Below are 14,604 nucleotides of genomic sequence, written 5' to 3'. Positions count from 1 at the left end.
CGGAAGTGCCGGGAGACGAGTCACATGTCGGGCGCGACAGCTGAGCTGTTTCAAGCGAGGCACCCACGCGTCGCGCCCGACGTTGACACCGAGGGCTTCGGAGAACTCGAGGCCTATCCCGTTGAATCCCAACTAGCTACGAGCGGGGAAGATTTCCGTGGCACAGGACGTGCTCACCGACCTGCACAAGGTCCGCAACATCGGCATCATGGCCCACATCGATGCCGGTAAGACGACGACTACCGAACGCATCCTCTTCTACACCGGTATCACCTACAAGATCGGTGAGGTGCACGACGGCGCCGCCACCATGGACTGGATGGCGCAGGAGCAGGAACGCGGCATCACCATCACGTCGGCCGCGACGACCTGTTTCTGGAAAGACAACCAGATCAACATCATCGACACCCCCGGCCACGTGGACTTCACGGTCGAGGTCGAGCGCTCGCTGCGCGTCCTCGACGGCGCCGTCGCGGTGTTCGATGGCAAGGAAGGCGTCGAGCCGCAGTCCGAGCAGGTGTGGCGCCAGGCCGACAAGTACGACGTCCCGCGCATCTGCTTCGTCAACAAGATGGACAAGCTGGGCGCCGACTTCTACTTCACCGTCCAGACCATCAAGGACCGCCTGGGCGCGAAGCCGCTGGTCATCCAGCTGCCGATCGGCGCCGAGGACACCTTCGAGGGCATCGTCGACCTGGTCGAGAACAATGCCAAGGTCTGGCGGGGCGAGACCAAGCTCGGTGAGCAGTACGAGGTCGTCGAGATCCCGGCCGATCTGAAGGACCGCGCCGAGCAGTACCGCCAGGAGCTGCTCGAGACCGTCGCCGAGTCCGATGAGGCCCTGCTGGAGAAGTTCTTCGGCGGCGAGGAGCTCTCGGTCGAGGAGATCAAGGGCGCCATCCGCAAGATGACCGTGAACTCGGAGCTCTACCCCGTGCTCTGCGGTTCGGCGTTCAAGAACAAGGGCGTGCAGCCCATGCTCGACGCCGTCATCGACTACCTGCCGTCCCCGCTGGACGTCGAGTCCGTGCACGGTCACGTGCCGGGCAAGGAGGACGAGGTCCTCACCCGCAAGCCGAGCTCGGACGAGCCGTTCGCGGCGCTGGCGTTCAAGATCGCCACCCACCCGTTCTTCGGCAAGCTGACCTACGTCCGCGTGTACTCGGGCAAGGTCGACTCCGGCGCCCAGGTCATCAACGCGACCAAGGGCAAGAAGGAGCGTCTGGGCAAGCTGTTCCAGATGCACTCCAACAAGGAGAACCCGGTTTCCGAGGGTGTGGCCGGCCACATCTACGCGGTCATCGGCCTGAAGGACACCACCACGGGTGACACCCTGTGCGATCCGCAGAACCAGATCGTGCTCGAGTCCATGACCTTCCCGGACCCGGTCATCGAGGTGGCCATCGAGCCGAAGACCAAGGCCGACCAGGAGAAGCTGGGCGTCGCGATCCAGAAGTTCGCGGAAGAGGACCCCACCTTCAACGTGAAGCTGGACCAGGAGACCGGCCAGACCGTCATCGGCGGTATGGGCGAGCTGCAGCTCGACATCTACGTGGACCGCATGAAGCGCGAGTTCAAGGTCGAGGCCAACATCGGCAAGCCGCAGGTGGCGTACCGCGAGACCATCACCAAGAAGGTCGAGAAGCTCGAGTACACCCACAAGAAGCAGACCGGTGGCTCGGGTCAGTTCGCCCGCGTGATCATCGGCCTGGAGCCCTTCGTCGGCGAGGACGGCGCGACGTACGAGTTCGAGAACAAGGTCACCGGTGGCCGCGTTCCGCGTGAGTACATCCCGTCGGTCGACGCCGGTGCGCAGGATGCCATGCAGTACGGTGTCCTCGCCGGATTCCCGCTGGTCAACATGAAGGTCTCGCTGCTCGACGGCGCCTACCACGAGGTCGACTCCTCGGAAATGGCGTTCAAGATCGCCGGCGCGATGGCCCTCAAGGAAGCGGCCCGCAAGGCCGGTCCGGTGATCCTCGAGCCGCTCATGGCTGTCGAGGTCACCACGCCCGAGGATTACATGGGCGAAGTGATCGGCGACCTGAACTCCCGCCGTGGCCAGATCCAGGCCATGGAGGAACGCAGTGGTGCCCGTGTCGTCAAGGCGCTGGTTCCGCTCTCGGAGATGTTCGGTTACATCGGTGACCTGCGGTCGAAGACCCAGGGCCGAGCGAACTTCTCGATGGTGTTCGATTCGTACGCGGAGGTTCCGGCCAACGTGTCGAAGGAGATCATCGCCAAGGCGACCGGCGAGTAGTTCGCTACCGGGACGGGTTTGCGAGAATCCGTCCCGAGTCGGTCGGCTGAACGACCCACCTGTAATACAAACCGCACTGCTGCAAAAAGCACGCACTAACTAGTCCAGGAGGACAACAGTGGCGAAGGCGAAGTTCGAGCGGACGAAGCCCCACGTCAACATCGGCACCATTGGTCACGTCGACCACGGCAAGACCACGCTGACCGCGGCGATCACCAAGGTGCTGGCTGACAAGTACCCGGACCTGAACGCGGCCTTCGCGTTCGACCAGATCGACAAGGCGCCGGAGGAGAAGGCTCGTGGTATCACGATCAACATCTCCCACGTCGAGTACCAGACGGAGAAGCGCCACTACGCGCACGTCGACGCCCCGGGTCACGCGGACTACATCAAGAACATGATCACCGGTGCCGCCCAGATGGACGGCGCGATCCTGGTCGTGGCCGCCACCGACGGCCCGATGCCGCAGACCCGCGAGCACGTGCTGCTCGCCCGCCAGGTCGGCGTGCCCTACATCCTTGTCGCGCTGAACAAGTCCGACATGGTCGACGACGAGGAAATCCTCGAGCTCGTCGAGATGGAGGTCCGCGAGCTGCTGGCTTCGCAGGAGTTCGACGAGGACGCGCCGGTCGTGCGGGTCTCCGGTCTGAAGGCGCTCGAGGGCGACCCGAAGTGGACCGAGTCGATCGTCGAGCTGATGAACGCCGTCGACGAGTCGATCCCGGACCCGGTCCGTGAGACCGACAAGCCGTTCCTGATGCCGATCGAGGACGTCTTCACGATCACCGGTCGTGGCACCGTCGTCACCGGTCGTATCGAGCGTGGCATCGTGAACGTGAACGAGGAAGTCGAGATCGTCGGCATCCGCGAGAAGGTCACCAAGACCACCATCACGGGCATCGAGATGTTCCGCAAGCTGCTCGACAACGGCCAGGCGGGCGACAACGTCGGTCTGCTGGTCCGTGGTATCAAGCGCGAGGACGTGGAGCGCGGCCAGGTCGTCATCAAGCCGGGCACCACCACCCCGCACACCGAGTTCGAGGGCCAGGCGTACATCCTGTCGAAGGACGAGGGTGGCCGCCACACCCCGTTCTTCAACAACTACCGCCCGCAGTTCTACTTCCGTACCACCGACGTGACCGGCGTCGTGACCCTCCCCGAGGGCACCGAGATGGTCATGCCGGGCGACAACACCGAGATGAGCGTCAAGCTCATCCAGCCGGTCGCCATGGACGAGGGCCTGCGTTTCGCGATCCGTGAGGGTGGCCGCACCGTCGGTGCCGGTCGCGTCACCAAGATCATCAAGTGATTTTCCGAAATCACTGGTGATTCTCTGAATCGCTGACGAACGGCGTCGCTCCGAAAGGAGCGGCGCCGTTCGTGTTTCCGCGCTCCGGTTCACCCGGTGCACCACGCGATCCAGTAGTAGCCTCGAACGACGGGCCTGGCGGATCCGGGGGTGATCATGGCCGGTCGAGCTCGAATGTCCTGTGCGGCAGTGTGTTTCGTGGTGGTCGCACTGCTGGCCGGTTGCGCGGGTGTGCGGGGTACGCCGGCCCCGGCCCGAATCGACGTCAGGGCATTGGATGTCGGCACGTACCCGCTGAATCGGGTGACCTACGACCGGCCCGCGGGTACCTATGGCGGCCTGGTCGAGGGCATGCGGATGTCGGGGGCCATGGCTACAGGGCTGCAGCTCGATCCCATGCTCACCGCGGGCCGTGGTGGCCACGTGCTGGCCGATGTCCATGATGCGGTTCGTCTGGGCGGCTTGGCCGATGCCACGCGCCCCGTGCTGGAACGAGATCGCATGCTGGCGGGCTACACGGCAACCGCCGCCGATCAGCCTCGGCCGAAATCCGATGCCACCACCAGCCCGACCGCGACGGTGATCACCACGGCCCTGTTGCGCTTCCCGGATGCCGATACCGCCACCCGGGCCGCGACCGAGCTGGAGGCCGCCGATTTCGATGTGGCCCCGGCGCTGAACCGCCGGCTGCTGCTCGCGGATTACGGTGCGGCGCATATCCATTGGCAACCCGGTGTGCCTACGGCGGGGGCTTTCCTGGCGCACGGTGATTTCGTGCTGTGGGTCTTCGCACACCGCCCGAGTGCCGATGAAAGCGACCTGCTGGCCTGGTTGCACAAGGTGTTCGATGTGCAGATCCCGGCCCTGGACAGGTTCCGGCTCACGCCGGAACGGGACCTGCCGAATCTCCGGGTCGATGCCGAAAGCATGCTGGCGCGGATGATGACTCGCGATCGCGACCAGCGTGCGCCCAATGTGGAGAGCTTTGCCGTGCTGAGCCCGAACGCGATCGTGATGGGTAGCGCGGACGCCGGATTCTGGTCCCGGGCCTATGGGGACGCCGGCGCCGATCTGCTCGCATACCTGGACCGCGACACCCTGATTCGTGCGCGCGACGCGAAATCGGCTCGTGCACTGATGGATACGCTCGTGGCCAAACGTCACGACGAATACGTCGACGCCGACCCGCCCGCGCACGTGCTCGATGTGCACTGCCTGGTCCCCAAACCCGATGTCCCGTCCGCGGATGTGCAGGACGGCAAGTGTTATCTCGCCTACGGGCGCTATCTCGCGGCCGTCAACGACAAGGATCAGGCCGAAGCCAGGCGGCGCGCCGCCGCGCAATATGCACTGCTGGCCAACAGTTTCTGACTTCCGTCAGCAGACCTGCGCCTGCGAGGCGGTCGCGCCGAGGAGGCGGCCGGACTCGAAAGCGGCTGCGGCGGTGGGGAGTTGGGCGGTGCGGCCGGACGCGAGAACGCGGGCGGTGCCGGCGCCCGCGGTGGGGCGGTCGAGGGCGTCCATGCGGCGGAGGGTTTGGCCGGCGACGGCTTCGGCACTGTCGAAGACGCGGACGCCCGGGGGGAGGGCGGTGAGGATGTCGTCCAGGACGAGGGGGTAGTGGGTGCAGCCGAGGACGATGCCCTCGGTGTCGGCGGGGGTGCGGGCGGCGGCGTCGGCGATGGCGTCCGCGATGACGGGGAGGTCGCCACGGTCGATGGCGTCGGCCAGGCCGTGGCAGGCGACGCCGGTGATGTCGGCGTCGCCGCCGAAGCGGGCGATGAGGTCGGCCTGGTAGGCGCTGGCGGTGGTGGCCGCGGTCGCCCAGACCGCCACCTTCCGGCAGGCCGCGGCGGCGGGTTTGATGGCGGGCACGGTGCCGATGACCGGCACGCCGGGGCCGACCATGGTGCGGACGTGTTCGAGGGCCTGCACGCTGGCGGTATTGCAGGGCAGCACAATGACTTCCGCGCCCTCGCCCAGGGCGAGGCGCGCGGTGTCCAGTACCCGGTCGATGACCCACTGCTCGGGCTTGGGTCCCCACGGCGCGCCGTCGGGGTCGTTGAGCAGCAGCAGGTCGAGATCGGGCCGCAGCTTCCGCAACCAGGCGGCCGTGGGGAGCAGCCCCAGTCCGGAGTCGATGAGCGCGACGATCACACCCTGCACGGTAGTGAAGGAACCGCCTCCGCCGCGAACCGCGGGTCGAAAGACCGCGTGGGCGTGGCGCAGCCGACCGCGGCGGAGAGCCTCAGCCGACCGCCGTAGAGAGGCTCAGCCGACCGCCGCCGAGGGGCGCAGGGCCGCGGCGAGCTGGGCGCGGGCCTTCATGACCCTGCCGGCCATGCTCGCGCCGACGACCGCGACGAGTTCGCCGCCGCGCAGGTAGTGGGCGAGGAACTTCCGCCCCTTGTCCTCGACGATCTGCACCTCGTCGGCGAGCGCCGGGATGCCGAGCACCTGGATCTTCATGTCGTACTGGTCGCTCCACACGTAGGGCACCTGCACCTCTGTGGACCGGTCGGCGCCCAGCAGCGCGGCGGCCAGCACCTGGGCCTGCTCCCCGGCATTGGTCCAGTGTTCGACGCGCTTGTTGCGACCGCTCGCGTGCGGCCAGGCGGCCACGTCGCCGACCGCCCAGACGCCCGGGACGCTGGTGCGTCCGCTGTCGTCGGTGAGGACGCCGCCGCCCTCGGCGGGCGCGGCCAGCGGGATGCCGGAGTCGTCCAGCCAGCCGGTGACGGGCACCGATCCGATGCCGATGACCACCAGGTCGGCGTCGATCACGCTGCCGTCGGTCAGCCGCACGCCGCGGACCCTGTCGCCGTCGTTGGCAAGCGCCGAGTCGTCTTCGGTGACAAGCGATTCCACGCCGATCCCGCACCGCAGTTCGACGCCCTCGGTTTCGTGGAGCCGTGCCACCAGCGCGCCGACCTGTTCGCCGAGTGCGGCGAACAGGGGAGTGGGCTGGGGTTCGACGATGGTCACCGCGAGGCCGCGGGACCGGAAGCTGGCGGCCAGTTCGCAGCCGATGAAGCCCGCGCCGACAATGACGGCCTTGCGTGCGCTGCCGAGGTGTTCGCGCAGGGCGTGGGCGTCGGAGTGCGAGCGGAGCACGTGGACGCCGGAGACCTCGGGCAGACCCGGGATTCGCCGCGGCCGCAAACCCGTGGCGATCACGAGGGCGTCGTATCCGGCTTCGCTGCCGTTGGAGAGCCGGACCCGCCGGGCGGCGGTGTCGACGCCGGTGGCGGCGACTCCCAGCCGCAGCCGGATGTGCTGCTCGGTGAAGAATTCCGCGGGCCGCAGGGCGGTGTCGTCGGTTTCGCCGCGCACGTACTGTTTGGACAGCGGCGGCCGGTCGTAGGGCGCGCGGTTCTCGTCGCCCAGCAGGGTGAGTTCGCCGGTGTAACCCCCACGTCGCAGCTCTTCGGCCGTGCGCAGTCCCGCGAGGCCCGCGCCGACAATTAGAACGTGTTCTACCGCTTGCGACATGCGCCAACCATAGCGGTTCCCGAGGTCACGCGCCGACGTGTCGACCGTCACACCCGAGATGCGGCCCAATCGTATCCGGGCATTTATTGATCGGGCGGTCAATCAGGAATACAACGGGATCAGAACATATTCCCTGGCCTTTCAAAGGAGGCATTCCATGTTCACCGTGAGTCGCGCGGAGCAGGCTATGACGGTCGTGCTCGGCGCAATCGCCGCGCTGTCCCCGATCTGGGTGGCGCACAGCAACCGCGCACTGTGGACCCTTGTGGTGCTCGGCGTGCTGGTCGCACTCGCGGGCCTGGCGCAGATCGCGGAAATGGCGACCGGCATGGTCGGCTACGCGCTCGGCGTGCTGGGCATCCTGATGTTCATCTCCCCGTGGGTGATGAACTTCCACTCCTACAGCGGCGCATCCTGGGTCGCGTGGATCGTGGGTGTGTTGACGGTCGTGGTCGCGCTGGCGGAGATGCCCGAGGTGTCGGGCCGCTTCGGCGCAGCGGCGCATCACTGACCGATTCGCGGCGCGCCGGCCTCGGCTCTCCGTGATCGCGGGTGCACAGCCCGCGTGATCTTGGGAGACGCAGCGAGGTCGGCGCGTCCGCGCGTTATGCTTGTCGTCTACGTCCGCCGACCGGTGGCGGCCGCCTCCGCGTCGAAGCGTGAGGAGGAAGTCGAGCAGTGCCCACATCACGCAAGGCGGAATCGGATTCGCCGCGCACAGCAGAGTCTGAACTGCTGCGCAATGTGGGACCCGCGCCCCGCCGGGTGGGCCGTCGCCGCAGCAAGAAGGTCGACGGTGACGCTCGCCAGCTCATCCTGGATGCCGCCGAAAGGCTTTTCGCGGCCAATGGATTCGACGCGACTCCCACGGCGTCCATCGCCGAGGAGGCCGGGGTGCCCAAGGGCCTGGTCTTCTACTACTTCCCGACCAAGGGCGCCATTCTGTCGGCGCTCATGGCCGAGCGGGTCCCCTCGCAGCCGCTGGACGATATCGAGTCGGTGGTGGTGCCGGGTGATCCGGCCAAGAGCCTGGTCAATATGGATGCCGCGCTGAATCTGCGCGAGAACAACTCCTCGGTGCTGCGGGTGATCATGTGGCGCGAGGCCGATACCCACCCGGATGTGCGGAAACAATTGCGCCGCATGCGGGATCAGCTGCTGGACGCGACGGCACGGGTGCTGGCGGCGAGCGCGCCGGCCCCGGTGCAGCCGGGGACATTGCGGGCGTGTGCGGCGGCGTGGGTGTCGGCGATGCTGGCCATCGCGAGTACGGATCGGTTGCACGCCCTGGACGGGGTGCCGCTGCCGACGGCCGACGAGATTCTGAATGTGGCGCAGGTGGTGGCGGCGGGCATGACCCATCTGGGTTGAGCCGGCGGGAACCCGGAGCGACCGCAGAAGGTTTGCTGGCGTGTCGCTGTTTCTTCCGAAGAACTCCCGAACCACACTCGTTGTGGGGTAATCGTCTGATTTCCACTGCGAAGTTCGTGGAGGACCTGATGAATGCCAAGTTGTTGCTGCGTGGTTTCGGGATCCTGGCGACGGGCCTGGCGCTCGCGGGCGTGACATCCGCGGCGCCCGCGGATCCGATCTATCCTGCGCCCGACCCGGACCCCTTCTACGCGCAACCGGCCGACATCGCCGACCATGATCCGGGCGACGTGCTGGCGGTGCGGCCGATGCCGCCGCTGCTGATATTTCCCGAGACCACGGTCACGATGGTGAAATTCCGGTCCACCAGCTCCGAGGGCGCTCCGATCGCGGCGGTCACCACGGTGCTCACCCCGCGCGAGCGTCAGCCGGACGGGCCGCTGCTGTCGTATCAGCACATCATCAACGGCCTGGGCTCCGAATGCGCGGTGTCGCGGGTGCTGTACACCAACGACCCGAATCTGCAGGTGCGCGAGGCGGTCGCGCTGAATGTGGCGCTGCGGCGCGGCTGGTCGGTGGCGCTGCCGGATCATCTGGGCCCGAATTCCGCCTACGGTGCGGCCAGATTGGGCGGGATGATCACCCTGGACGGTATTCGCGCGGCGAAGCGGCTACCGGAATTGGCGGTGGCGAACAGCCGGGTGGCGATGGCCGGATATTCCGGCGGCGGCATGGCGACCGCGTGGGCGGCGGCGCTCGCGCCCCGCTATACGCCGGAGTTGGAGATCGCGGGCGCGGCCACGGGCGGCGTGCCGATGAATCTGGTGAAGATGGTGAACGCCCCTGGCCTGCAACCGCATCCGGCGTTCGGGCTGGCGATGGCGGCGGCCATCGGATTGGAGCGGGAGTATCCGGACCGAACTGTACGGCGGGGTGCCGAATACACCCATCTTCGAATGGCATTCGCCGAGTGATCCGCTGATTCCGGTGGACGCCATCGTGAATACCGATCATCGCTATTGCGCGGCCGGGGTGCGGCTGGATATGGATATGAATCCGTCTCCGGAACATCTGTCGGCGGCGGTGCTGGGACTGCCCGCCGCACTGTGGTGGATCGACGCGCGGTTGCGCGGCGAACCCGCTCCGAGCAATTGCTGAGCGGCGTCAACACCCCAATACTGTTGATCGTGAGCCGGTTTCGCGGTGACCATGCGCACGCCCCGGCCCCAGCCCGAGTCGCACCCCTTCCCGCGGGCCGGTAAGAATGTCGGCCATGGATGCCGATTTCACCACCGGCCCGGGGGATTCGCGCCCCGCGCGCCAGCCGGGCTACCGACTCACCCATCCCGATACCCAGTCACCGGGCACGTCGCCGAACCCGGTGCTGACCGGCATCGACACCGGCAGCTACGCCGGCCCGGGCCGAAATGGCCAGGAGCAGGCCGTGCAGTGGTCGACCGCGCCCGTAACCCTGCGCGCCACACCGGAACCCGATGCGCTGCCGCGCCGGATCGCCCCCGATCTGCCGCAGCGCACCGCGGACCCGGAGGCGGTGGCCGCCCGGCTCGCCGCCGACAGCGAGCCGTTCTCGGCTCGGATCACCACCGACAGCGAACCGCTCGCGATGCCCGCCACCAATGGCGAGCCCTTCGCCGTACGACCCGCCACCAACGGGTCGCCCTACGCCCGATCTGTGTCCGACAGCGGATCGTTCACCAGTGCCGCCCTCGACAGCGAGCCCTACGCGGCGGCGCCCGTGGCGGACAACGAGACGATCGCCGTGCGCCCCGCGGCCAATGGCTCGCCGTTCGCGGCCCATTCCGGTGTGCACGAGGATGTATTCGCGGCGAGCCGGCCCGCCGATCTCGAGGCTCCCACCGGTCGCCGGCACGCGCCGGACCCCGAGCCGCCGGCTCGGCTGGAGAGCCCCGCCCGCATGGAGACCCCCGCCCGCATGGAGGACCTGGAGGCCGTCGCGGCCTCGCTGCGGGAGAGCGCACCCGCTTCGCCCGCCGAGCCCGAGCGTCCGGCGAGCGTCAAGTCCCGGCGGCGTGCCGCTCCGGAGCCCGCTGTGGCGCAGCAGGATTCGACCACGGCCGCGACCAGGGCCGGCGCCGAGTTCCGGACCGGTGACGCCACCATCGATCTGCACCACATCATGCGGCTGCTGGTGGCCAGCCACGATCTGGACGTGGCCGCGGCGGCGGTCGAATCCGGCGAGATCACCGTTGCCGAACTGGCCGACGTCGCGCGGCGCACCCGCACCGCGGCCGTGGAATTGGTGGCGGCCTGGTACGGCGGAGCGGATCACATGCGGAAATTCGGCGAGGTGCTGTTACAGGCCGCGGCTGAAACCGCTTGATAGAGATCTAGGATTCGATCGACAGTCTCTCCGGCCCACGGACGCAGGAGGCGCGATGAGCGGAACCGGCGTGCCGTCGAAAACCCTGACGGCGGCCGCGGTGCGGGCGGAATTGGCGGCCTTCGCCGATCCGGCCGACGCGGTGAATCTGCAGCGGTTCTTCAAAACCGGGCCGGGTGAGTACGGGGAAGGGGATGTATTCATCGGCGTCCGGGTTCCGCAGACCCGGAAGGCGGTGAAACAATTTGCCGGCCTGCCGCTTTCGGAGATCGATCTGTTGCTCGACAGTCCGGTGCACGAGCACCGGCTGGCCGGATTGGTGATTCTGAACGGCGAAATGGCCAGGGCGACACGCAAACGCGGGGGCGGGACACACAATCGCAGCGGTGATGCGGCGCAACAACGGGAGATCGTCGATCTGTATGTGGCGGCCGTGCGCCGCGGCCGGGTGAACAACTGGGATCTGGTGGATTCCTCGGCCGAGTTCATTCTCGGCCCGTGGCTGTTGGAACGTCCCCGGGACCTGCTCGACGAATTCGCATCGGGGGATTCGCTCTGGGAGCGGCGGGTGGCCTTGCTGACGACATTCGCGTTCATCAAGCAGGGTGATACCGCGACCACGCTCGAGCTGTGCGAACGCCTGCTCTCCGATCGCCGCGATCTGATCCAGAAGGCGATGGGCTGGATGCTGCGGGAGATCGGCAAGCGGGTGGATTCCGCGATTCTCACCGGATTTCTGGACGCGCACGCGGCGGATATGGGCCGTACCGCACTGAGTTACGCGACCGAGCATCTCGCTCCCGAACAGCGGGCGAAGTACCGCGCGCAGCGGTGATCCGCGGGCGAAACGCGCCCGGCGGATGACGCTGTCAGATTGCTGTGACGAACCACTCGGCCAGTTCGCATCGAGTGTTCATCCTGTGTTCAGATTACGTTTACTTAGCGAGATCAGTCTGTGATCAGTCGGTGAAGGCCGATACCAGCTCGAAATGAGCCGGTGACTACCACGCAGAGACCGCCGCCTTCGGCGGGAGCGTGACTGAACGTTGATAGCTGGGAAATATCCCAGATCTCGTTCCGCCACTTGCACATCACAATCCATGCAGTGCATCGGCGAGTCCCTCCGGGTGCCCGCCGTGGTGAGCTCTGCGCCTGTTACCACCATGAAACGAAACCTGTTCGCCCAGCCCGTCAAGACCATCACCGGCGCAGCCGCCGCGGCCCTGGCCGTCTCGGCCGTGATCGCCGCCGGTCCGGCCGCCGCCGACATCAACGGCGTCCCGCCCGAGTTCCAGGCCACCGCTCAGCAGGTCCAGCAGCAGGCCACCCAGCTCGACAAGGGCCTCCCCGCTGCGCAGCAGGACCAGGTCCGTCAGGCCGTCCAGGGCCTCCCGGCCCCGTTCAACCAGGTCCTCCCCCCGGCCTTCGGCAACGACCTGAACGGCTGGATCCAGAATGCCCTCTTCGTCATGGGCCAGCACGGCATCCCCGGCAGCTACGACGGCATCTTCCGCAACATCCAGCGTGAGTCGGGTGGCAACCCGCAGGCCATCAACCTGTACGACTCCAACGCTGCCGCGGGCATCCCGTCCAAGGGCCTGATGCAGGTGATCGATCCCACCTTCCAGGCGTACCACGTCGACGGAACGTCCTGGGACATCTACGACCCGGTCGCCAACATCACCGCCGCCTGCAACTACGCGGCGCACCGCTACGGCTCCATCGACAACGTCTTCTCGGCGTACTAGGCAGCACCGACTTTTCGGTTGCTCTCCGGGGTTCAACGCCGCACCCCTCGAATAAGAATGTGGCCGCCGCGTTTTCGACGCGGCGGCCACATTTCGCTTTTCGCGGGCTCGTCAGAACTGGATCTTCAGGTGATCCGTCACCGGACGGGCCTGGCAGCCGAGGATGTAGCCGTTGGCGATGTCCTCGGGGTCGAGGATTTCGGCGTTCTCCATTTCCACTGCGCCTTCGAGGACGGTGCAGGCGCAGGAGCCGCATTCGCCTTCGAGGCAGGAGTACGGGACGTCGAGGCCCTTGGCGAGCATGATGTCGACCAGGGTCTGGCTGCGGGGCCAGGTCATCTCGTGGGTTTCGCCGTCGAGTTCGACCTCGACGCTGGCGGCGTCGGCGGCCTCCTCGGCGGTGATCTCGCTCGGTGCGACCTCCGCGAAGGGGTCGCCGGAGAGCGAGTTGAAGACCTCGGCGTGGGTGCGGTTGCGCGGCATGCCGAGCTGGCCGAGGGCGTCGTGGACGCGGTCCATGAACGGCTTGGGGCCGCACATGAACGCCTCGTGCGCGACGTAGGGCGCGACCAGGGTGGCGAAGGCGTCGGTGGTGGGCAGGCCCTGCAGGTGCTCGAGCCAGTGGATCACGACCAGCCGCTGCGGGTGCTTGTCGGCCAGCTCGCGCAGTTCCCGGGCGAAGATGACCGAGTCGTGGTCGCGGTTGGCGTAGACGACCACGATGCGGCCGTTGCCGCGGGCCAGCGCCGACTTGAGGATGGACATCACCGGGGTGATGCCGCTGCCGGCCGCGAACAGCAGCAGGTCCTCGTCGAGGTTCTTGGGGGTGAAGACGCCCGAGGGCGGCAGCACCTCGAGCGAGTCGCCCGCTTTCACGTTGTCGCACACCCAGTTCGACGCGTACCCGTCGACGGTGCGCTTGATGGTCACCTTGGGCTTGTCGTCGGTGTGCGGCGAGCTGGCCAGCGAGTAGCAGCGGGCGACGGACCCGGTGAGGTCGCTGGGGATGCGCAGGGTCAGGAACTGGCCCGGCTGGTAGGTGAAGCGCTCACGCAGGTCCTCGGGCACGTCGAATACCAGCGAGCAGGAGTCGGCCGTCTCGTTGATGACCGCGGAGACCCGCAGCACGGCCGATCGCGAGCTGTGCGGTACGTCGACGGTGGTCATAGTGTCCTCTCGAACCCGGCGGTGCTGGGCAGCCGGTGCAGTCTACCTAAACTAGAACGTGTTCTAGTTTGACTATACGTGGCCGTCCCGCTGCCGGACAAGCTGAGCTTCCAGGCCCGCGATCAGCACGTCCATCGAGAAGTCGTAGGAGTACTTGCCGCGGAGATCCGCCAGGTGTTTGGTGGCGCGTTCCACCGCCTCCGGAAGCACCCGGTCCAGCAGGCCCGCCCGATCGCGCGGGTTCACCTTCGAACGCCCGAACAGATAGGTGTGGATGGTGGCATAGGCGGAGAGCACATTGCGCTCGTCGAAACCGGCGTCGAAGAGGATTTCCATGACGGCGGCGATCAGGTCCAGCTGTTTGCCGAGCATCTGCTCGATCAACACGTCGCCGAGACCCGGGTGCTTGCGCAATTTCTCGTCGATCTGGTCGATCAGATCCCGCAATCGCATTTGCCACGTGCCGAATTCGGGTGGCGGCTTGCGCACGCCGGTGAGGGCGGCGGTGGCGACCAGATCGAGTAGCTCGCGCTTGTCGGCGACGTAGTAATAGGGGGCCATCGGCGAAACTCCGAGTTCGCGGGAGAGCCGTCGCATGGACAGCTTCTCCACACCGTCCTGCCGGACCACCCGCAGGGCGGCCTCGACGATCTCGGATTCCGAGAGGGTGTTACCGCCCCCGCCTGTCTGCATGCGCCCGACTCCCATACCGCCTCGACCACCACGGGCACGGATTTCCGTCCCCTACCTGTTCAACTGCCGATTTTCCTCCCGCAGTGTAGAGCGCGCCGGACTCCGGCTGTCGAGCTACGGTCCGATGCGTGGACAAGGCTGAATCCCGAGCCGAGATCCTCCATTTCTCGAGTACCTGTCAGAAGCTCCCCGGAGGTTCGCG

12 protein-coding genes and 1 pseudogene are annotated in these 14,604 nt (G+C 67.1%); 9 read left to right on the top strand and 4 right to left on the bottom strand.

Annotation, left to right across the window (positions count from 1 at the left end):
* Positions 1 to 157: 157 nt before the first annotated feature.
* The 3 genes from fusA to ACFXIV_RS10920 all read left to right on the top strand — a co-directional run bounded on the left by fusA (position 158) and on the right by ACFXIV_RS10920 (position 4,940).
* On the top strand, positions 158 to 2,260 hold the full coding sequence (fusA, locus tag ACFXIV_RS10930; protein ID WP_364614108.1) for an elongation factor G: 2,103 nt from the start codon (positions 158 to 160) through the stop codon (positions 2,258 to 2,260).
* 118 nt (positions 2,261 to 2,378) lie between these two features.
* On the top strand, positions 2,379 to 3,569 hold the full coding sequence (tuf, locus tag ACFXIV_RS10925) for an elongation factor Tu (RefSeq protein WP_379399475.1): 1,191 nt from the start codon (positions 2,379 to 2,381) through the stop codon (positions 3,567 to 3,569).
* 174 nt (positions 3,570 to 3,743) lie between these two features.
* Positions 3,744 to 4,940, top strand: coding sequence for a hypothetical protein (locus tag ACFXIV_RS10920; RefSeq protein ID WP_379399474.1), 1,197 nt, complete (start codon positions 3,744 to 3,746; stop codon positions 4,938 to 4,940).
* Positions 4,941 to 4,946: 6 nt separating this feature from the next.
* On the opposite strand, the gene ACFXIV_RS10915 is transcribed toward ACFXIV_RS10920, so the two are convergent.
* Both ACFXIV_RS10915 and ACFXIV_RS10910 read right to left on the bottom strand, forming a co-directional pair.
* A complete protein-coding gene (locus ACFXIV_RS10915) occupies positions 4,947 to 5,726 on the bottom strand; it encodes a glutamate racemase (protein ID WP_379399473.1) in 780 nt (259 codons plus the stop codon).
* A gap of 114 nt (positions 5,727 to 5,840) precedes the next feature.
* The gene (locus ACFXIV_RS10910) at positions 5,841 to 7,061 is read right to left on the bottom strand and encodes an NAD(P)/FAD-dependent oxidoreductase (RefSeq protein ID WP_379399472.1); all 1,221 of its coding nucleotides are present in this window, start codon (positions 7,059 to 7,061) and stop codon (positions 5,841 to 5,843) included.
* 157 nt (positions 7,062 to 7,218) lie between these two features.
* Here ACFXIV_RS10910 and ACFXIV_RS10905 point away from each other — a divergent pair, with 157 nt between their 5' ends.
* The 6 genes and pseudogenes from ACFXIV_RS10905 (at position 7,219) to ACFXIV_RS10880 (ending at position 12,542) form a co-directional block, all read left to right on the top strand.
* Positions 7,219 to 7,572, top strand: a complete 354-nt coding sequence (locus ACFXIV_RS10905) for an SPW repeat protein (RefSeq protein WP_379399471.1) — start codon at positions 7,219 to 7,221, stop codon at positions 7,570 to 7,572.
* Positions 7,573 to 7,805: 233 nt separating this feature from the next.
* Positions 7,806 to 8,432, top strand: a complete 627-nt coding sequence (locus ACFXIV_RS10900; RefSeq protein WP_379399597.1) for a TetR/AcrR family transcriptional regulator — start codon at positions 7,806 to 7,808, stop codon at positions 8,430 to 8,432.
* Positions 8,433 to 8,560: 128 nt separating this feature from the next.
* Positions 8,561 to 9,590 (top strand): annotated as a pseudogene (locus ACFXIV_RS10895) (lipase family protein).
* 115 nt (positions 9,591 to 9,705) lie between these two features.
* Complete coding sequence (locus tag ACFXIV_RS10890) at positions 9,706 to 10,794, top strand: hypothetical protein (protein ID WP_379399470.1); 1,089 nt, start codon at positions 9,706 to 9,708, stop codon at positions 10,792 to 10,794.
* A 55-nt stretch (positions 10,795 to 10,849) separates the two neighbouring features.
* Entirely contained in the window at positions 10,850 to 11,629 is a 780-nt protein-coding gene (locus ACFXIV_RS10885) for a DNA alkylation repair protein (protein ID WP_379399469.1), read from the top strand.
* Positions 11,630 to 11,957: 328 nt separating this feature from the next.
* The gene (locus tag ACFXIV_RS10880) at positions 11,958 to 12,542 is read left to right on the top strand and encodes a transglycosylase SLT domain-containing protein (protein WP_379399468.1); all 585 of its coding nucleotides are present in this window, start codon (positions 11,958 to 11,960) and stop codon (positions 12,540 to 12,542) included.
* 111 nt (positions 12,543 to 12,653) lie between these two features.
* On the opposite strand, the gene ACFXIV_RS10875 is transcribed toward ACFXIV_RS10880, so the two are convergent.
* Both ACFXIV_RS10875 and mftR2 read right to left on the bottom strand, forming a co-directional pair.
* The gene (locus ACFXIV_RS10875) at positions 12,654 to 13,709 is read right to left on the bottom strand and encodes a 2Fe-2S iron-sulfur cluster-binding protein (RefSeq protein ID WP_379399467.1); all 1,056 of its coding nucleotides are present in this window, start codon (positions 13,707 to 13,709) and stop codon (positions 12,654 to 12,656) included.
* 72 nt (positions 13,710 to 13,781) lie between these two features.
* Complete coding sequence (gene mftR2 / locus ACFXIV_RS10870) at positions 13,782 to 14,402, bottom strand: mycofactocin system transcriptional regulator MftR2 (protein ID WP_354836466.1); 621 nt, start codon at positions 14,400 to 14,402, stop codon at positions 13,782 to 13,784.
* Between the last annotated feature and the right edge of the window lie 202 nt (positions 14,403 to 14,604).

Origin of the sequence: Nocardia sp. NPDC059236 (genome assembly GCF_042754085.1) — a bacterium.
GTDB lineage: Bacteria > Actinomycetota > Actinomycetes > Mycobacteriales > Mycobacteriaceae > Nocardia.
The sequence above is the reverse complement of the archived record's forward strand: the minus strand, read 5'-3'. Positions and strand labels throughout refer to the sequence as shown.